The sequence below is a fragment of the Deinococcus piscis genome (genome assembly GCF_014653275.1).
GTDB classification, from domain to species: Bacteria; Deinococcota; Deinococci; order Deinococcales; family Deinococcaceae; genus Deinococcus; species Deinococcus piscis.
In genome coordinates this window covers 12,500-30,617 of sequence record NZ_BNAL01000023.1, presented here as the reverse complement: position 1 = coordinate 30,617, position 18,118 = coordinate 12,500, and the positions used below count along the sequence as shown (strand labels likewise).

Genomic DNA, 18,118 nt, shown 5'->3' with positions numbered 1-18,118 from the left:
GCCACAGTGGCGGGGCCTTGCTTTTTCTGGCGTTGTGTGTGGCGGCCTGAGCTTTGGCCTGAAGATGGACAGCATTTGAGCAACTGCTTTAGCAGCTGAGCAAACGGGCGCAGCGGTATTTGTTGGTGGACACGTCCTTGCGCTTGGTCCAGGTTTCCTCAAAGGGCACGTAGTTCAGTTGCTGACACACCTCACCCACCATTTCACCGCTGCGGCCAGCCAGCAGGGCCTCTACCGCCGCCTGACCCAGCACCGACGCCAGCACACGGTCATGTGCCACCGGGGTGCCGCCACGTTGGATGTGCCCCAGGATACTGACGCGGGTTTCCTCACCCGTGTTCTCGGTGATGGCGCGGGCCACTGCGTCCGTGCCGCCGGGATAGCCTTCAGCCACAATCACGATGGAGCTGGTCTTGCCGCGCTCCTGACTCTGGCGGACCGTCTGGGCCACCTCCGCCAGAGGTTTGGGCCGCTCAGGGACCAGCACTTCTTCAGCGCCACCAGCCAGCGCCACCTCTATGGCGATGTGCCCGGCGTGGCGGCCCATGACCTCTACTACAAAGATGCGTTCGTGGCTCGCCCCGGTATCACGCAGCCTGTCTACAGCGTCCAGGGCCGTCTCTACCGCAGTGTGATAACCGATGGTGTAATCGGTGCCGTACAAGTCGTTGTCAATGGTGCCCGGCACGCCCATCACCCGGAAGCCGTGTTCCTGGGCGAGCAGGTGGGCTCCCCGGAAGGAACCGTCGCCCCCAATCACCACCAGGCCGTCCACTTTCCAGTGCCGCAGATGCTCAGCCCCCTGAGCGCGGCCTTCGGGAGTGCGCCAGGCCTCGCTGCGGGCTGTCAACAGCTTGGTGCCACCACGCTGAATGATGTTCGCCACGTCACGGGGGCCGATCAGGTCCATATCGCCGTCATGCAGGCCATTGAAACCCCGGCGAATCCCCACCACCTCCAGGCCATGAAACGAAGCGGTACGCACCACAGCACGCACCGCCGCATTCATGCCGGGCGCGTCTCCTCCACTGGTCAGCACGCCGATACGGCGCAGACCGGCAAGATTCTCCACCTGGAATATCTGTTCTGCCTTCGTCATGCCTGACAGCTTACGGGAAACGTGTCGGTCAGCCGTCACAGCGGCGCTGTGAGGCGGGGCGCTCAAGGCCCAACCTCTCTAACGGTCAGCGCGGTGCTTGAGGGCCAGGGCGTAAGCGTCATTTTTGCTCAGTCCACGTTGCATCAGGGCGGAGCGCAGATCACGCGTGCTCAGCCCCTGCACGGCCAGCTCAGCGGTCACACTGTCCCAATCGGGGGCCGTGTCTTCGGCCTCGGCTTCGGTGCGTCCGCCCACCACCACCACGATTTCGCCGCGCACCCCCTGGGCAAAGTATTCAGCCAGCTCGGCCAGGGTGCCGCGCCGGGTTTCTTCGTAGCGCTTGCTCAACTCACGGCTGACACTGGCCGGACGAGCCGGCGTGCAGGCTTCGGCGAGGTCCAGCAAGGTGGCATGCAGGCGGTGGGGGCTTTCGTAGAGTGCCGTCGGCTCGGGACGTGCAGCAATGGTGCCCAGGCGCTCACGGCGCTCACGGCCCGAACGCGGCAAGAAGCCCTCAAAGGTGAAGCGGGCAGTGGGCAAACCCGACAGGACAAGCGCAGGCACAAACGCAGTGGCCCCCGGCAGCACTTCGGCGGGAATGTCACGGCTCAGCGCTTCACGCAGCAGCTCCGCACCGGGGTCGGAAATGCCTGGCGTGCCCGCATCGCTGACATACGCCAGCCGGGGGTACTGCTCCAGAACTTGTGGCGCACGGTACATGGTGTGGGCGTCCAGCCGTACCAGCGGGCGGCGCAGACCCAAGCGCTGAAGCAGCGCCCCAGTGCGGCGGGTGTCTTCGCAGGCCACAGCGTCGGCGTCCCGCAGGACTTCTACTGCCCGGTAAGTGATATCGCCCAGATTGCCCACCGGCGTAGGGACCAACCACAGGTGCGGCCCACTGCTGTCAGAGCTGCGGGCTGCAGGCTGAGCATCGTCCTCCCACTCGGGCGTGTCCTCAGCGGCCATGGGCAAAACCTGCGCCTGCACAGCGTCCTCAGCCGAAGTGTCCTCAGCTAAAGCGCCCTCATACATTGCCGTGTCTTCAGCCATGGCCTCCCCGCCTCCTGCGGGACAGACGTAGAAAATTCATCCCGGCCACTGGCCCCAGCGAGATGCGTATCCGCTTGCTCCGGCGCAGCCAATGCAGCAACGTCGCCAGCAGTAACTCAGGTTCGCCCACGGTGACGGTCACTTGGGTGCCTTCGGGCAGCTCGCCGCCCACCAATTCCACCTTGCCGTTTTTCACCACACCCCGGTATGCCCTCATGCTTTTCCTCCTGCCGCGTGATGGGCGTGACTCTGTTCCCGCTCCTTTGGTTCCCGCTCCCTTAGCTGTGATTGATGGTCCTCGCCGAGTTGCTGGCTCACCTGCCGAGCCTGTTCCTTTTGGGCATGCTCCTTTTGGGCGGCCTGAAGTTCACGCACCGGCAGCCGATCTGGAGCTTCCCGCTTGAAACGCCAGCGGTCCGCTGACGACAGGGCTTCTTGCAGGGCCAGGATTTCGGCGTCACGCGCGCCGCCCAGCCGCGCATAGCGGTCAATCAGCTCAGCAGCCTCCCGCCGACGTCCACGCTCCAGCAGCAGCAGGGCCAGGTGCTGGCCGCCCACATGGTAGGCCGCTGGGTCGGTAGGACGCTCCAGAATTTGGCGGCGGCCCTGCTCCAGCTGACCCGCGCTGATTCGTTCACGGCTGACCCGCCAGCGCACAAATGTCAGGGCCAGTGCAAAGACCAGCGCCGACCACAGGGCCACGGCGGTGGTCCCTGCCCCCAGTCCCAGGTACTCGCCCAGGCGCAGGGCCACCGGAAAGAAAAAAGCCAGCAGCACCATCACTGCCAGCAGGGCCGCGTAGTTCACTGGCCCCACCGCCGGGCCCAGTCAAACGGCACCCGCAGCGACAGAGAAACAAAAGACTTCATTGCTCCCCAGTTTACTGCAAGCCCGCTGGCCAGCTGAGCGGCGCAGAACATTGGCCTGACCTCCTTTCCAGGACGGGCCCTATTCCAAAATGTACTTTTCACCTTCGAGTAAACCCACTTCATCCACCCGCTCACGCGGCAGAATCACGTTGCGCCGCCACGGCATCCACTCGGTGTACCCCTGCGCCGAGCGCAGATACCCGCGCTGGCCGACCTCCACCACCCGCACCGGACCGGCCAGCCAGCCGCGCAGCGCCGCATGGAGCTCCGGCAACTGTGGCAGCGGCCCGGTCAGGCGCGCTGAAGGCACCTCGCCGGGCGTATCCAGCCGGGCGTACAGGTCCACGGTTAGACCTTCCAGGGCACGCAGGGCGGCCAGCGCTTCTGCGCGGGGCAGCGGCGTGCGGAACGTGACATGCAGGTCCAGTGCGAACCCACGCTGGCCTTTCTCGGTACGGCTGCTGACGGGAGACAGTGATGCGTCGCTCATGGCCGCAGGCTAGCAGCCGGGCCACTGTCCAGGGCGCGGCCCTTCCCGATTCCAGCAAGCTCTAGGCGGTGACCCAAGCTTAGGCGGTGCCCTTGTGCGCTGAGCAGCGTGCGGGCATGATAGGAGACATGTCCGCTTCCGCCCCAGCGCCCCTGGCCTCCTCCTCCGCTGGCGGGCCACACCGCACCAGCCTGCGCGTGCGCTACGCCGAGACCGATGCGATGGGAGTCGCCCATCACGCCGTCTATCCGGTCTGGTTTGAAGTAGGCCGCAGCGACCTGATGCGTGACCTGGGACTCAGCTACGCCGAGGTGGAAGCCCAGGGCTACTTTCTGATGCTGACTGACCTGGGCGTCCAGTACCGCCGCGCCGCCCGCTACGACGAGGAGCTGACCCTGCTGACCCGTGTAGAAGAGGTGCGGTCGCGCACGCTGCGCTTTGGCTACGAGGTGCGTGGCCCCGGCGGAGACTTGCTCGCCAGTGGACACACCGGCCACATCGTAACGGACCACAGCTACCGCCCGCAGCGCCTGCCGGAAAACCTGCTCAGGCAATTGGAGCAGGCTGCCACGCAGGCTCCGCAGCCGGAGGTGGGTGCATGAATCCGCTGTCACGTACTCTGCCCATCAAGCGGGCCAGTCACGTTTATTTGGTCCAAGGGGGCCAGCTGCTGCTGGTACAGGAACGGATGGATGACGGCAGCATCTTTTATGGATTGCCCGGCGGCAAGGCTGCCAGTGGCGAGAGCCTGGGCGGGGCCGCTGTGCGGCAGGTCAAACATGAAACGGGCCTGACCATCTCCGAGCTGAACTTCGTCAGCCTGCTGGAAGGCGAAATTCTGACTGGTACCCCTCACGCCTGCTTCGCCAGCTTCGGACGGTTTACGGCGCAGTTCAGCGGCGAGCTGATGCCCAGCGATCCGGATGTGGTGGGGGTCAGCTGGGTGCCGCTTGAGCAGGTCGAAAGCCTGATGCGCTACGGCCCGCCGCCCGAATGCGAGGAGCGTTCACCGCTGATCTGGCTGCCCACCCGCGATTTTGTGCGGGGAGAGCCGCGCTCCTATTACCCCATCTGACTGACAAAATCCCCATTTGACCGCGCGCAGCCAGCAACTTTCCGGTCTCCTTAGAATGTAACTTGATGCTGGTTTGGGGCCCTGGCCCTTCGCATACTAGGACGCATGTGGCCTTTTGGAAAGAAAACGGCAGACCGCGTTAGCGACGCGATCAAAGAAAACAAGCAACTCAGCGGCCTGGGCCTGAACGTGCAGGAAAAGGGTGGCACCGTCACCCTGAGCGGCATCGCTCCTTCGCAGGCTCATGTCAACTTGGCCCGCATCGTGGCTGAAGGCGTCAACGGCGTGAAGTCGGTGGATGTCTCGGGCGTGACGGTGCAGGCTCCAGCAGGGGCCCAGACCCAGGCAGCCGCCCCCCAGAGCAGCGGTGGCCCCACGGTGCGCACCGCCAGCACCGGCAGCACCCAGACCGCCGAGCAGGAGATCGAAGACAGCAGCCGCGTTGCCAAGGAAGTGCTCAGCGCCATCCGCAGCAACGGCGAGCTGAAAGACGATCCCATTGACGTACTGCAAAGCGGCAAGTCCGTGATTCTGCGCGGCGTGGTGGACAGCGATCACGAGCTGCGCCTGGCCGAGCAACTGGCCCGTGGCGTGAGTGGTGTGACTGGTGTGGACGTGAGCGGCCTGAAAGTTCACGAGGGAGCCAAAGAACTGGCGAAGGAAAAGGACGAGCAGGGCGAAACGGTGTACACCGTCCAGGCCGGCGACACCCTGAGCAAGATTGCCCAGCGCTACTACGGCGACATGAACGCCTACGGCAAGATTGCCCAGTACAACAACATCGCCAACCCTGACCACATCGAAGTCGGCCAGAAAATCCGTATTCCTGCCTGAGCTTGCGTAGGTAGCCCAGCCTCCCTGTCACCGGGGAGGCTTTTTTGGTTGCTTGAATGGTCTCTGATACCTGCAACCTCTAACACCTGCAACCAAAGAAGGACGTTACGAGCTAGCCTTGTGCCTACAGTGAACCCATGACTCTGTCCTCTTCTACCGGCGCACTACCCGAGCGCCGCCCGCACCTGCTGTCCCTCTGGACAGACCTGACCGACAGGCAAACTTGGCGCACAGGCCTGTATCTGCTGCTGTCGCTGCCCATGAGCGCGGCTGTGACCAGCGTCCTGGTCGCTGGCCTGCTGAGCGGGGCGCTCTCTTTGCCCCTGCTGGTCGGGTTCATTATCCTGCCGCTGACCTTGCTGGCATTACTGTGGCTCAATGCAGCGCAGCGCGGACTGGCAGGCCTGCTGGGGCTACACTTCGGCCCACCAGTCCAGACTCCAAAGGGAGGCCCCCTGGACTGGATCCGCTTTCAGGTGCGGCAGCCAGCGCTGTGGCGTGGGGCTGTGTTTCAGTTGGTGGCTCTGCCACTCTCCCTGCTGTCTTGGGCAGTCATGGGGGCAGCGCTGGGCCTGACGCTTGGTGCTTTTGTGGGCGCCATCTGGCCACTGCTGGGGCTGACCCTGACCTTAGGACAGCAGGTGGTCACCCTATCGCTCCTGGCTCAACTGGCCCTGGGCATCGCCGGTCTGGGCGGCCTGGTGATGAGTGCGGCACTGGTTGGGCTGCTGGGCCGAGTCTGGGCCGCACTCGCCGGAGCCCTGCTGCGCCCAGAAGACCCGCTGACCCAGGCCCAGCGGGCGGTGCAGGCTTTGGGCCAGGCCGCTGGGCAAGTGGCGCTGGGCGAGAATCTGCACGCCACCTTGCAGCGCATCACTGAGCAGGCATGGAGCGGCAGCAGCGCTCTTGGGGTGCGGCTGGAAGGCCCAGGGGGGTCTAAAGCAGCGGCTGGGCCGTCTGGGGCTGTACCTGAGAGCTTGCCGCTGGTCACTGCCCCGCAGGTCCAGGCCTTGGCCGGACCAGGGGAAGGCCCAGTCCTCGCTTCACTGCCGGTACGGGTGGCAGGGCTTCCCTGGGGCACGCTGCACGCCACCTTTCCTGCGCTGCAACCACCCGACTCTGGGGCACTGACCTTGCTGAGCGGTATGGCCAATCATGCCGGTACCGCCGTTCACGCCGCGCAGCTGGCTGAGCGGGCCGCTGGACGCGCCGAAGAAGAAGCGCGCGCCCGACTCGCCCGCGAACTGCATGACTCGGTGGCGCAGGCGCTCTACGGCATCAGCCTGGGAGCCAAAACGGCCCGTGCCACGCTGGACACCCACCCCGAACAGGCGCGGGCCAGTCTGGACTACACCATTGGGCTGGCCGAAGGCGGAGTCAGCGAGATGAAAGCGCTGCTGTTTAGCCTGCGCCCCGATGCCCTGGCGGAAGGGGGCTTGCTGGCCGCGCTGGAACAGCAGGCCCATGTCCTGCGCACTCGGCATGAGCTGAGTGTCCAGACCCACTGGAACGAAGAGCCGCCGCTCTCACCCGCAGCCCAGACTGCTGCCTACCGCATTGCCCTGGAAGCCCTACACAACGTTGTCAAGCACGCCCACGCCCAACACGTCCGTATTGAGCTGGCACAGGCGGGCCGTCAGTTGCAGATGACCGTGCAGGACGACGGACGCGGCTTTGACCAGCGCAGCGTCAGCGGAGGCACCCTGGGCCAGCGTTCCATGCGTGAGCGGGCGGCCGAAGTCGGTGGCCGCCTGGAGGTCCGCAGCGCTCCGGGACAGGGCACGGTGGTGCAGCTTTGGCTTGAATTGGAATCGGAACCATCCAGCCCTCCCAGCGCTCGTTCTTCCGCGCTTCACTCTTCTGCTGCTCAGGAGGTTTCGCAATGAACCGTTCCGCTCCCATTTCCTCTCTGCCTCAGGCTGACCAGCTGACAGGTTCGCAGCGCCCCCCAGGAATTCAGAAACCCCTGAGGCCGCAGCTGATCCGGCTGCTGCTGGGCCTGGCCCTGCTGAGTGGCGGCGGTGGACTGGCCTGTTGGAACCTCAACCGTCAGCTGGAACCACAGCTGAGCGCGGTGGATACCGAGCAGACCGCTCCGCTTGGCCGTGCCCAGACCTTACGCGCCGAGCTGACCACTGACCGGGGCGATATCGCAGTAGCAGCGCTCCCGGTGGCCTCTGCAGATGTGGCGGCCCACCTCAGCGGCCACCACCGCCGACTCAATCCTTTACAGGTCAGCAGCCAGCAGCAGGGCAGCGCGCAGGTGGTGCAGGCTAAGCTGCTGGTAGACCCCACACCGAAGCCCCGAACACTGAATCTGCAACCTGCCGGCCAGCCCGTGGAGCACCGGTTGGCCGCAGCGCTGAATCCCAACCCGCCCCTGGAACTGACCGCCCGCAGCGGTGGCGGCGACCAAACCCTGGACCTACGCCGCTTGAATCTGCGTTCACTGAGCGCCACCAGCAGAAGCGGCGACCAAAGCGTGCAGTTGCCCGCGCACCAGCTGAGCCAGGTCAGGGTCAGCACCAATGCTGGAAATGTCACGCTGGCGGCAGCACACGGCACTGCGGTGAACAGCGTCAGCGCTGAAAGCACGTTTGGAGACGTGCAGGCCAACTTGAGCGGAGCGCGAATAAAGCAACTGGAACTCGGCAGTCAGAGGGGCAATATTCAGGCGCGGCTTCCAGCTCACATGGGCGCGACCATCAGCACCACATCCGGCAACCTGGACGTGACAATCCCAGCTGGAGCCGCTGGCAACCTGTACCTGAAGACCGAACATGGCAGTACCGCCCTCAACCTCCCGGCAAACCTCGCCTTCCGCCTGAGCTTCCTGTCGCTGAGCCCTGAGGAGGCCCGCATCCAGGCCAACCGGTTGCCTCTGAATCTCACCTTCAAAGATGGAGCTTATCTGAGCCCGGCGGCCCAGCAAGCGGCCAGCCGCGCTCCCCTACTAGACATTGAGCTGGAAACCCCGAACTTCAGCAATCTGACCCTGCATCTTCAGCCGGGCCACACCCCCACCGAAGGAGTCAAGCAACCGTGACCGCTGAACCTGTGAACCCCTGCTCCAACTCCCCCGAAGCCATCACGCCTGTGCGAGTCCTGCTGGTCGACGATCATGCCGTGGTCCGCCAGGGCCTGCGCCTGTTCCTGGGCCTGGACCCCAGCCTGGACATTGTGGGTGAGGCCGCCAACGGAGCCGAGGCGGTCGAGGCAGCGCTGCGCCTGCAACCTGACGTGGTGCTGATGGACCTGCTGATGCCCGTCATGGACGGCATTGCCGCCACCGCCGAAATCCGCCGCTGCTGCCCCGGCACCGAGGTGGTGGCCCTGACTTCCACCCTGGAAGAAAGCAAAGTCAATGGCGCAGTGGCCGCCGGAGCCACCTCTTATCTGCTCAAGGACGCCAGCAGTGATCTGCTCAACGAAACCATTCACGCTGCGGCGCGGGGCGAAGTGCGGCTTCATCCAGACGCGGCCCGGCGGCTGGTCCGCGACTTCCGCGCTCCTGACATGCGGGAGCACCTGACCGCCAAAGAGGTGGAAGTCCTGCAACTGCTTGCCCGTGGGCTGAACAACAGGACCATTGCCACGCAGCTGGACATCAGCGAAACCACCGTCAAGACCCATGTCAGCCGGGTGCTGGGCAAACTTGAACTGGAGAGCCGAACCCAGGCGGCACTCTACGCCCTGAAGACCGGCCTGGCCAGCCTGGAAGAGGCGGCCCAGTAGAAAGAAATCAGTCAGCGGAGGTTCATTCGCCTCAGAAATGAACATGATAATTTGCAGGCATGAATAAAGCCGCCAAGGTCCTGCTTCCCCTTTCCGCTGTTGCCGCCGTCGCCATCGCTACCGTTGTTCCTAGCGCCCAGACGCCAGCACAGAAGGTCGGCTTTGTTGATGTAGACCGTGTTTTCGCCGCTCATCCTCAGGCTGGTGCCGTCAACACGCAGGTCAAGGCCATCGAGCAAAAAGCCAACACCGAACTGGGTGGCCTGCGCCAGCAGATGATCACCATCGCCGAAAAGGGTGACAAGGCCACCGCCGCCGAGCGCCAGCAACTGACCCAGCTGGAAACCACCTTCAACTCCAAGTTCCAGGAGTATGGCAAGCAGATTGCCCAGCAGTCGGCTCCTATTGAAACTTCGGTGGACGCTGCCATCTCCAAAGTCGCCAAAGCCAACGGCTACAGCATCGTGATGGACCGCAAGGTAGCTGCACAGGGCCTGGTCGTGTTCGCCGAGAACAACAACGATCTGACCGACGCCGTGCTTAAAGAAGTCAAATAACGGTATCCGCCGCTTCTGAATTCCCCCGCCAAGCGCGGGGGTTTTTGTTGGGGAGGCCACCAGCTCCCTGTCCACCTGAGGCCCATGCTTTAGTAAGGCATGGAAGATTCTCCAGCTGACCCCCGCGCACGCGCCGCCATTTTCGGAGGCCAGGAAGACCGCATCTTGCAGCGTCTGGCCGCCCTGGACCCCGATCTGATGGCCTATATCCGCGACTTTGCCTATGACACGGTGTATGAGCGCCCTGGCCTGGACCTGAAGACCAAGGAACTGCTGGCCTGCGCCCTGCTGACCAGCTTGGGCAGTCCCAGCGAACTGCAAACCCACCTGCGCGGTGCGCTGCGGGCCGGAGCCAGCGAACAAGAAGTCCGCGAAACCCTGCTGTTCTGCGTGCCCTACTTGGGCTTTCCCCGGGTGGTCGCGGCCTTCGGGCAACTGGCAGAGTTGCAGGCCAAACAGGCAAAGCGCCCCGAAAAGCGCACTGAGCAGCCTGAGTAACGCGGCCCCTGCTGGGCTACTGTCCTTCGCTGGGGTGCTGGGTGACTAGACCTTCACATTCACGATGGTCACGCCGTGCCCGCCCTGATTGGCTTCGGCATCGTGGTAGCTCTCCACCCGCTTGTCGGTCTTGAGGTAATCGCGGAGCAGCCGGCGCAGCACCCCCTGCCCCTTGCCGTGGACCACCCGCAGCGGAGTTTCTTTGAGGGCGGACGCCTCGGTAATCGCCTGACGCAGTTCCTCTTCGGCCTCGGCCACGCCCAGGCCGCGCAGCTGGATTTCCTTATCAAAGGCCCGCTTGCGCACGGTGCCAGTAAAGCGGGGACCACCGCCTTTTTGCTTTTCGGGCTGCTTGAGCCGCACGTCACGGCGGCGTACCGACACTTTCATCAGGCCCAGTTGCACCACCAACTGATCGCCACGCATTTCTAGCACCTGCCCAGACGCACCGTAAGCAGGTACCGTGACATCGCTGCCCACCTGAATAGGGTCACCGCGCACTTCTTCCTGCACACGGGGACGGGGGCGGGCCTTTTGGGCGGCGTGGCGCAGACCCTGCAACTCCTGCATCACGCGGGGGCGAGCTTCGGCGTCCTGGGCGCGGCGGCGCATCCGGCGCACGTTCTCGGCAGCGTCGGCGTACAGCGCCTCGGCTTTCTGCGCGGCCTCAGCCAGCAGTTCGTCGCGTCGAGTTTCGAGTTCGTCGTGCTCCCGCCGGGCCTTGAGCAGCGCGGCCTCAGTTTCACGGCGGGCCACGTCGGCTGCTTCCAGCTGCGCGGCCAGCTCGCGGCGCTCCTGCTCAATCCCGGCCAGCATCCGCTCCATCAGGTTGGCTTCTGGTCCCAGCACTTCCTCAGCGCGGCTCAGCACGCTAGGCGGCAGGCCCATGCGCCCGGCAATCGCCAGCGCGTAGGAGCGGCCCGGCTGCCCCACTTGCAGGCGGTAGGTGGGCGAAAGCGTAGCAACCTCAAAGCCCATGCTGGCATTTTTCAGGCCCGGCGTTTCCAGGGCAAACAGCTTGAGTGGAGCCAGGTGCGAGGTGATGATACCGCGTGCATTGCGCTCCAGCAGCCCTTCGATAATGGCCTGCGAGAGGGCCGCGCCTTCTTCCGGATCGGTGCCGCTGCCCAGCTCGTCCACCAGAATCAGGGTATCGGGGCCCGCCGCTTCCAGCACGGCGCGCAGGTGCTGCAAGTGGCTGGCGAAGGTACTCAGGCTGGCCTCGATGCTCTGCTCATCCCCGATATCCACCAGCACGTCCCGCACCACGGGCAGCTCGGCGTGGTCGGCGGCCATGTACATCCCGCACTGGTTCATCAGCACAGCGAGGCCCAGCGTCTTGAGCGTGACGGTCTTGCCGCCCATGTTGGGGCCGGTAATCAGCAGCAGCTGCGTGTCGCCCAGGGCGATGTCGTTGGCAACAGCACCTTCAATCAGGGGATGCCGGGCCGCCCGCAGGTCATAGACGCCTGCGGGCGAAGGCTCGGCGCGGTTGAGCCGCCAGTCGCGGGCCAGCGCAGCCTTGGCGGCGATCAGGTCCAGCTCGGCAATGGTGTCCAGCGTCATGGGGACAGCAGCGTCGCGGGCCAGCACCGCCGACAGTTCGGTCAGGATACGGCGCACTTCGGCTTCTTCGTCCAGGCGCAGGCGGGTCAGTTCATTGTTCAGGCTCGTGACAGCCGCCGGTTCCACGAAGTAGGTCTGCCCAGTGGCCGAAGCATCCACGATGATGCCGTCCACCTGACCCACGCGGCTGGCCTGCACTGGCAGCACATAGCGGTCACGGCGCAGGGTAATGATATTTTCCTGAAGCACGTCGGCCCAGCGTTCCAGGCTGGCCTGAAGCCGGTCACGGATGCGGCCCCGCAGCGGCTCAATGCGCCTACGCAGATCGCGCAGGCGCGGGCTGGCCTCGTCACGCAGTTCGCCCTCGCGGGTCAGGGCCGACAGGTAGCGGCTGACCAGCTCGGAATGGTCGCCCAGGCCCAGCGCCACCTCACGCAGCGGCCCACGCGAATTGGCCTGGATGGCGCGGCGCACAGTCATGGCTCCGTCCAGCGAATAAGCGACTTGCAGCAGCTCACTGCCCGCCAGCACCCGGCCCTCAGCGGCGCGGGCCTGCAACTCGCGGATATCAAAAATCCCGCCCAGCGACAGGCTCACTCCGAACAGGGCATCTTCGACTTCGTCCAGCTCGCGGGCAATGCGGCCAGCGTCGTCACTGGGACGCAGGGCCAGGGCACGCTCCACGCCCAGCCCCGTCGCAGCACGCTGCGCGAGCGCCGAACGAACACGGGGGAAATCCAGGGCTTCTAGGGCAGCGTCAGCAAACATCGCCCGGTATCTTAGCAGCGCCCCTACCGCAGCGGCTGTGCCAAATGGCTTATTTGAGTGGAGAACCTCTAGTCCCCTTGTTCTACCGGCTCCTCTTGTGGCTCGTAGTGTTCGAGGGCCGCAGGCCGGAGCAGATGCAGCCGTCCGTCTCCAACGCGAATAATGCCCTGCTGCTGAAACCGCTTGAGCACCCGCGAGACGGTCTCGCGGCTGGCCGAAAGCCGCACCATCAGATCGCTGTGCGTGAGGGGCAAGGCGGCGGCGTCGGGCAAACCCGCCCGCAGGCGCTGACTGTACAGGCTGCGCATCACATGGGTCAGGGCCGCGTCAGTGGAATGACCGCAGGCAATCAGTTCGTCGTTCAGTTCGCGTACCCGCCCGGCCAGAATGCGGGCCAGATTCCACAGCAGTGTGGGGTCACGCCGCGCAATCATTTCCAGGTGGGGCCGGTGCAGGGCCAGGGTGCGGCTGGGCAGCGTGGCCGTGACGGTGGCGCTGCGCTCACCACCCAGCAACAGGGCACTTTCACCTACCAGGTTGGGGGCGTATAGCTCACTGACTGTGCGCTCCAGCTGCCCACTGCCCAGCCGACTGACCCGCACCGCGCCGGAGATCAGCAGATGCATCAGTTCGCCGTCGCGGTCTTGGAACAGCAGCACGTCGCCTTCATCAAAGTGATAGGGCACCGCCACGCGCCCCACTTCCCGGAGGGTTTCCTCTGTCACACCGCCAAGAAGTGGGTTCTCACGCAACTGGTCCTGTAGGGTCATGGCCCCAATGTACCGTCCCAGACTCTTCTTTTCGAGCGCTGCTCAGGGCGCAGGTTGCGGCACGCTCTGGGGCAGCTGCTGCAACTGCTCGCGGGCCTGGTCCAGGGTGCGCTGGAGTTCATCAGCCGCCTGATCGGTCCCCTGCTGCACCGTGTTCCTCAGATTCTCCTCAGCGGCGCGCCGGGCTTCTTCCAGAGCGCGGGCCGCTTCCTCCTGCACACCGCTCAAGTCAGGCAGCGGCACTTGTTCTTGCGGCGCGGCCTCCTCCTGAACAGTCCCCGGCTCCTGGGGCAAGGCGGGCACTTCGGGCACCGGCTCAGCCGCTTCCGGAGCGGGAACCTCCAGCGTTTCGGCCACCGGAGGCGCAGGGGGTGCGGCGGGCGCTGGAGCCGGCTCAGAGGTGCGGGGAGCCACAGACGTACGGGGTGCGGGTGCCGGGGCCGGGGTCGCCGGAGGGCGTGCAGGAGCCGAGGGCGCCGGGGCAACTGGAGCGCCTGCTTGCTGAAGCTGCTCACTGAGAAAAGCCATCTCAACTCGCCGTACCGTGGCAAAGGAAATGCCCTGCGGCACAGGGAAGTCCTGTGGCTTACGGCCCGCCAGCAAGCCCTGCACTGCACTTTGCCAGATGGGTGTGGGCACCGTTCCGCTGTACGCCCAGGCCGGTAGCGGCTGGTTGTCCTCGCGGCCCACCCAGACAGCGCCCGCGATACCGGGCACCACACCCGCAAACCACAGGTCGCGGATGTCGTTGGTGGTGCCGGTCTTGCCCCCGACCGGCCAGCCTTCGATGCGGGCGCGGGTCGCAAGGCCACCCTGAGCTTCCGAGAGGTCATTGACCACCCCCCTAAGCATATCTAGCCCCAGATAAGCAGTGCGCTCGTCCCACACACGCACGGCAGGCACTTCGGGACGCTGGTAAATCACCTTGCCATGCTCATCTACCACTTGGCGCACAAAGCTGGCGGGACGGTAAAGCCCTCCATTGGCGAAGGCTGCGTAGGCCGACGCCACCTGCAAGGGACTGGCTTCCAGCGTGCCGATGCTCAGGCTCAGGCCCAGATCTGGCTGCACCCCGAAGCCCAGCTCGGTCAGCTTGCCTTCCAGCTCGCTGACGCCCACCTCCTGTGCCAGCCGCACCGTAGGCAGGTTGAGCGAGTGGTCCAGGGAGTAGCGCAGCGTCACCGGGTAGCCCAGCCAGCGGCCATCATAGTTTTTGGGCTGATATTCGCCCTCAAGTGGAGCGTCCAGCACCGTATCGCTTTGCTGCCAACCCTGTGCCAAGGCCAGGGTATACACAAAGGGCTTGACCGAGCTGCCCACCTGCCGGCGCGACTGCGTGGCGTTGTCCCAGTCGGCGGGGCGACCACCGTCCAGCTGCTGCCCGACCATGGCCGTGACCTCGCCGGTCTGCGGGTCCACGAACGCCATGCCCAGTGTGGCCCCTTCAGGCAATTCGGCGTCACGGGCGGCCTGCTCGGCGGCCCGCTGGGCCTCCAGGTCCAGACCGGTCACAATCTTGGCGCTGGCGTAGGCTTCTTTGCGGCCCAGCTGCGCGACCAATTCACGCTCCACCGCCTGCAAGTAGTGAAAGGCCACCTGCGGTGCCTGCGCGGGAAGGTTTTCTTCCAGCCGCCCTGGATTCTCCAGCTTGGCGCTGCGGACCGTGCCGTCGGCATTCCACCCGATGCGCCAGCCCGCCGGGTAGATAGGCGTACGCCAGGCCTGGTCCGCTTGCGCCTGGGTCACGCTGCCATCTTCCACCATGCGGTCCAGCACAATACGGGTCAGGGGTCTGAACTCCTCAAACTTCTGGTAGCGGGAATTGGGCGCGGGAATCAGAACAGCCAGGTACGCGCTTTCGGCCAGGTTCAGCTCGGAGGCGGGCTTGCCGAAATAGGCGTGTGCCGCTTGGTCAATGCCCACAATGGAACGCCGCTCGGTCTTGCCCCAGTACACCACGTTCAGGTAGGCGGCCAGAATCTGCTGCTTGCTGAAGTTCTTCTCGACCCGGTAAGCCAGCACGGCTTCTTTGAATTTGCGTTCCAGGGTGCGCTCGGAGTTCAGGTCGCCCAGCAGGGTGTTCTTGACCAGCTGCTGGGTAATGGAGCTGCCGCCTTCCAGGTCACCCAGAAACAGCCCCTTGAGCAGCCCCCGGCTGATGCCAATGACGTCCAGACCCCGGTGGGTGTTGAAACGCCGGTCCTCGCTGCTCACCACAGCTTTGCGGAGCGGCTGACTGATCTCGCCCAACTCCAGCAGGTCACCGCTGGCAAGTGCGCCACTGCTCAGGCTGGGCGTCAGTACACCGATCAGGCGATTCTTGCGGTCATAGACACGGGTCTCACCGCCCAGGGCCAGCAGATCCACATCCCCAATGCTGGGCAGGTCGCGGGTCCAGACCACGTAGAGGACGCCGACCGCTGCCAGCAGGAGCAGCACGGCGGCAGCCAGAAAACCTAAGAGGGGACGGAGCCAGACGGAACGCATGCTTCCCCAGCTTAGCCGCTCATGGTGAGAGCTGGGGGAAAGGGGCAAGGGGACACCTGCAAACAGATGTGTGCGGTGCGGGCCACAAAAAAGCCACCCCGGCAGGGTGGCTTAGGAAGGAGCGTCAGCTTTAGACGCGGGTGCGGCGCAGCTCGTCGCGGATTTCGGCCAGCAGCTTCTCTTCGTTGCTGGGCTCGGCCACGGCGGGCTTGTCGGTGCGCTTGAGGCGCTCGTTGAGGCGGTTCATAGGCTGGACCACAAAGAAGTACAGCACCGCAGCCGTCAGCAGGAAGTTGATCAGCGCAGTGATAAAGGAGCCGTAATCCAGCACGATGGCCTCCTGGGCGCCCTGGGCCGCACGCAGTACCACCGTACCGGCCACGTCGCCGCCGCCTGCCAGCCGCACCAGGGGGTCCAGAAAGGCTTTGGTGAACGCCGTGACCAGATTGTTGAAGGCAGCGCCGATGACCACACCAACTGCCAGGTCAACCACATTGCCACGCATAATAAAATCTCGGAAACCGTTAAGCATAACCGTGAATATGTCACACCTCTCTGGCAGAAGGATGTAAGCCTGGTGATGATTGTCACATTCGAATATTGCGCCTCAGCAGGTACTCGGCCTGACAGCTCAGGCGCGGCCACGCTCTTCTTTGACCGCGTGGGCGCTCATGCCCCACTGGGGACCGCTGCTCTGAGCGCCTTCAAGAATGACGCGGGCCAGCTCGCCCAGGGTTGAGCCGCCGGGTCGGATGTCCATCTTCAGGTCAGCGCGCAGTTCGGTGAGGCTCAGGTCATCCAGCATCAGCTCGGTGCCGTAGCGCAGTGTGGTGGGCGGCACCAGCAGCAGGTCGGCCTCGCCAGGCGTGATGCCATGGCGAAAGCAGCGGCCTGTCAGCAGGCCCGCCACGCTGGTCACTTCTCCGAAGGTGACGTTGCGAATAGCCCGCACTTCCAGCTCCAGCCCCCCGATGACCCGCAGCGGCTCCACCGCCCGGTCCAGCGTCTCGGCAAAGAGGCTACCGGTGCCCAAAATGACCTTCATCGGCTGCGGTAAGGCAGCGGGCAGGTCGGCTGGCACGCCCTCGGTCAGAAAGTCACGGACCATGCCCACACCGTTTTCGAGCATGGGAAAGCCTTCATATTCTTCCTCACTGGGCAGCGGCTCGCCCGCCAGCAGGTAGAACTCGTCACTGGGAAAGACAAAGCGGGTGCCTTTTTCGGCCAAGAACCGCCGCCGCCAGACATTTAGCCGCGCAATGGTATCACGGGCTTCCTCGCGGGTGAAGGTCCGCACATCCGCCAGATTCTTGCGGTGTCCGGTCAGCCCGATAGGCACCACCGCCGCCGAAATCACATTGGGACGGCTGGCGAGGTATTCCACCGTGCCGTCGAGCTCCTCGCGGTCATTGCGCTCTGGCAGCAGCACCACCTGGGTATAGAGGTCAATGTCACTCAGGCGCTCGATCATGCCTTTGATGTCCACCGAGGCTTCATCTTTCACCTTCAGCTTCCACCAGTTCATCATGTCCTGGCGCAGCTCCTGGTTGGTGGTGTGGACCGACACGTACAGCGGCGAGAGGTTTTCATCCAAGATGCGCTGCACGTCGGCTTCCGACAGGTTGGTCATCGTCACGAACGAGCCGAACAGGAAAGACAGCCGGTAGTCGTCGTCCATGATGTACAGGCTCTTGCGAAAGCCCTTGGGCATCTGATGGACATAGCAAAAATCGCACTTGTTGGCGCACTTCTTGATGCCGTCAAACAGTACGTCCTCGAACTCGATGCCGGGGTCTTCCCAGCTGACGGTAAACGTCCAGACCTGCTCAAATTCAGGGAGCGGGGGCTGACCCACCGGACGCCAGGTCTTGTCCCGCCCGATACCCGGCATCCCAAATGGCGCGGGCTGAAGCTCGGCGGGGCGGCCTACTTGCAACTCCACATCGCCCTCGGTCAAGATGCGGCGGTAAGCCAGCACGTCAGTCACGGCCTGGCCGTTCATCCGCAGCAGCATATCGCCGGGGCGCACGCCTGCCATCTCGGCAGCACCACCGGCCTCCAGCGCCTTGATGCGGGCGGGAAAAATTTCGGTTTCCGGCAGTGTGGGGAGATTCATTTGAGCCGTCATGTGGGGCTCCTTTCAGGGTCGGCAGCCAGCGGGCACCTGCTGGCACAGAGGCGGAAGTGAGGAAAGCAGAGCCAGATGCTGCTTAGGGCGCACCTGGGATAGGACGCGCAGCCGCAGGGGGCCAGGCCACCACCTCATTCCAGCTTCTCTCGGACAGAGCTTGTCAGCTGCCGGGCGGCCATACAATCGGGA

General features: G+C 64.6%; 18 protein-coding genes. 8 read left to right on the top strand and 10 right to left on the bottom strand.

Annotated features, from left to right (window positions below; translation table 11 throughout):
• Positions 1-88: 88 nt before the first annotated feature.
• The 5 genes from pfkA to IE158_RS09340 form a co-directional block, all read right to left on the bottom strand.
• Positions 89-1,099, bottom strand: coding sequence for a 6-phosphofructokinase (gene pfkA / locus IE158_RS09360; RefSeq protein ID WP_189643403.1), 1,011 nt, complete (start codon positions 1,097-1,099; stop codon positions 89-91).
• A 78-nt stretch (positions 1,100-1,177) separates the two neighbouring features.
• A complete protein-coding gene (rsmI, locus tag IE158_RS09355) occupies positions 1,178-2,065 on the bottom strand; it encodes a 16S rRNA (cytidine(1402)-2'-O)-methyltransferase (protein WP_373295839.1) in 888 nt (295 codons plus the stop codon).
• 76 nt (positions 2,066-2,141) lie between these two features.
• Entirely contained in the window at positions 2,142-2,366 is a 225-nt protein-coding gene (locus tag IE158_RS09350) for a hypothetical protein (RefSeq protein WP_189643402.1), read from the bottom strand.
• Entirely contained in the window at positions 2,363-2,956 is a 594-nt protein-coding gene (locus IE158_RS09345) for a hypothetical protein (RefSeq protein ID WP_189643401.1), read from the bottom strand. Before IE158_RS09345 ends, IE158_RS09350 begins: the two co-directional genes overlap by 4 nt.
• A 141-nt stretch (positions 2,957-3,097) precedes the next feature.
• Positions 3,098-3,508 carry a hypothetical protein gene (locus IE158_RS09340; protein ID WP_189643400.1) on the bottom strand — a complete coding sequence of 137 codons (411 nt, stop codon included), beginning with the start codon at positions 3,506-3,508 and terminating at the stop codon, positions 3,098-3,100.
• A gap of 128 nt (positions 3,509-3,636) precedes the next feature.
• Here IE158_RS09340 and IE158_RS09335 point away from each other — a divergent pair, with 128 nt between their 5' ends.
• The 8 genes from IE158_RS09335 (at position 3,637) to IE158_RS09300 (ending at position 10,207) form a co-directional block, all read left to right on the top strand.
• Complete coding sequence (locus IE158_RS09335; RefSeq protein ID WP_189643399.1) at positions 3,637-4,110, top strand: acyl-CoA thioesterase; 474 nt, start codon at positions 3,637-3,639, stop codon at positions 4,108-4,110.
• Positions 4,107-4,583, top strand: coding sequence for an NUDIX domain-containing protein (locus tag IE158_RS09330; protein WP_189643398.1), 477 nt, complete (start codon positions 4,107-4,109; stop codon positions 4,581-4,583). Before IE158_RS09335 ends, IE158_RS09330 begins: the two co-directional genes overlap by 4 nt.
• Before the next feature lie 105 nt (positions 4,584-4,688).
• The gene (locus IE158_RS09325) at positions 4,689-5,417 is read left to right on the top strand and encodes a BON domain-containing protein (protein WP_189643397.1); all 729 of its coding nucleotides are present in this window, start codon (positions 4,689-4,691) and stop codon (positions 5,415-5,417) included.
• Between the two features lie 137 nt (positions 5,418-5,554).
• Positions 5,555-7,303 carry a sensor domain-containing protein gene (locus IE158_RS09320; protein WP_189643396.1) on the top strand — a complete coding sequence of 583 codons (1,749 nt, stop codon included), beginning with the start codon at positions 5,555-5,557 and terminating at the stop codon, positions 7,301-7,303.
• A complete protein-coding gene (locus IE158_RS09315) occupies positions 7,300-8,463 on the top strand; it encodes a DUF4097 family beta strand repeat-containing protein (RefSeq protein ID WP_189643395.1) in 1,164 nt (387 codons plus the stop codon). Before IE158_RS09320 ends, IE158_RS09315 begins: the two co-directional genes overlap by 4 nt.
• Complete coding sequence (locus tag IE158_RS09310; protein ID WP_229839032.1) at positions 8,460-9,152, top strand: response regulator; 693 nt, start codon at positions 8,460-8,462, stop codon at positions 9,150-9,152. The genes IE158_RS09315 and IE158_RS09310 overlap by 4 nt, the downstream gene beginning before the upstream one ends.
• A 59-nt stretch (positions 9,153-9,211) precedes the next feature.
• Positions 9,212-9,709 carry an OmpH/Skp family outer membrane protein gene (locus IE158_RS09305; RefSeq protein WP_189643394.1) on the top strand — a complete coding sequence of 166 codons (498 nt, stop codon included), beginning with the start codon at positions 9,212-9,214 and terminating at the stop codon, positions 9,707-9,709.
• Positions 9,710-9,808: 99 nt separating this feature from the next.
• Positions 9,809-10,207, top strand: coding sequence for a carboxymuconolactone decarboxylase family protein (locus tag IE158_RS09300; RefSeq protein ID WP_189643393.1), 399 nt, complete (start codon positions 9,809-9,811; stop codon positions 10,205-10,207).
• Positions 10,208-10,252: 45 nt separating this feature from the next.
• Here IE158_RS09300 and IE158_RS09295 read toward each other — a convergent pair whose 3' ends face one another.
• The 5 genes from IE158_RS09295 to IE158_RS09275 form a co-directional block, all read right to left on the bottom strand.
• Positions 10,253-12,541 (bottom strand): endonuclease MutS2, encoded by a 2,289-nt coding sequence (locus tag IE158_RS09295; RefSeq protein ID WP_189643392.1) that lies wholly within the window; start codon positions 12,539-12,541, stop codon positions 10,253-10,255.
• A 68-nt stretch (positions 12,542-12,609) separates the two neighbouring features.
• The gene (locus IE158_RS09290; protein WP_189643391.1) at positions 12,610-13,311 is read right to left on the bottom strand and encodes a Crp/Fnr family transcriptional regulator; all 702 of its coding nucleotides are present in this window, start codon (positions 13,309-13,311) and stop codon (positions 12,610-12,612) included.
• Positions 13,312-13,353: 42 nt separating this feature from the next.
• Positions 13,354-15,798, bottom strand: a complete 2,445-nt coding sequence (locus IE158_RS09285; RefSeq protein ID WP_189643390.1) for a transglycosylase domain-containing protein — start codon at positions 15,796-15,798, stop codon at positions 13,354-13,356.
• A 130-nt stretch (positions 15,799-15,928) separates the two neighbouring features.
• Entirely contained in the window at positions 15,929-16,330 is a 402-nt protein-coding gene (mscL, locus tag IE158_RS09280) for a large conductance mechanosensitive channel protein MscL (RefSeq protein WP_189643389.1), read from the bottom strand.
• A gap of 99 nt (positions 16,331-16,429) precedes the next feature.
• Positions 16,430-17,926, bottom strand: a complete 1,497-nt coding sequence (locus tag IE158_RS09275) for a DUF512 domain-containing protein (RefSeq protein WP_189643388.1) — start codon at positions 17,924-17,926, stop codon at positions 16,430-16,432.
• Positions 17,927-18,118: the final 192 nt, after the last annotated feature.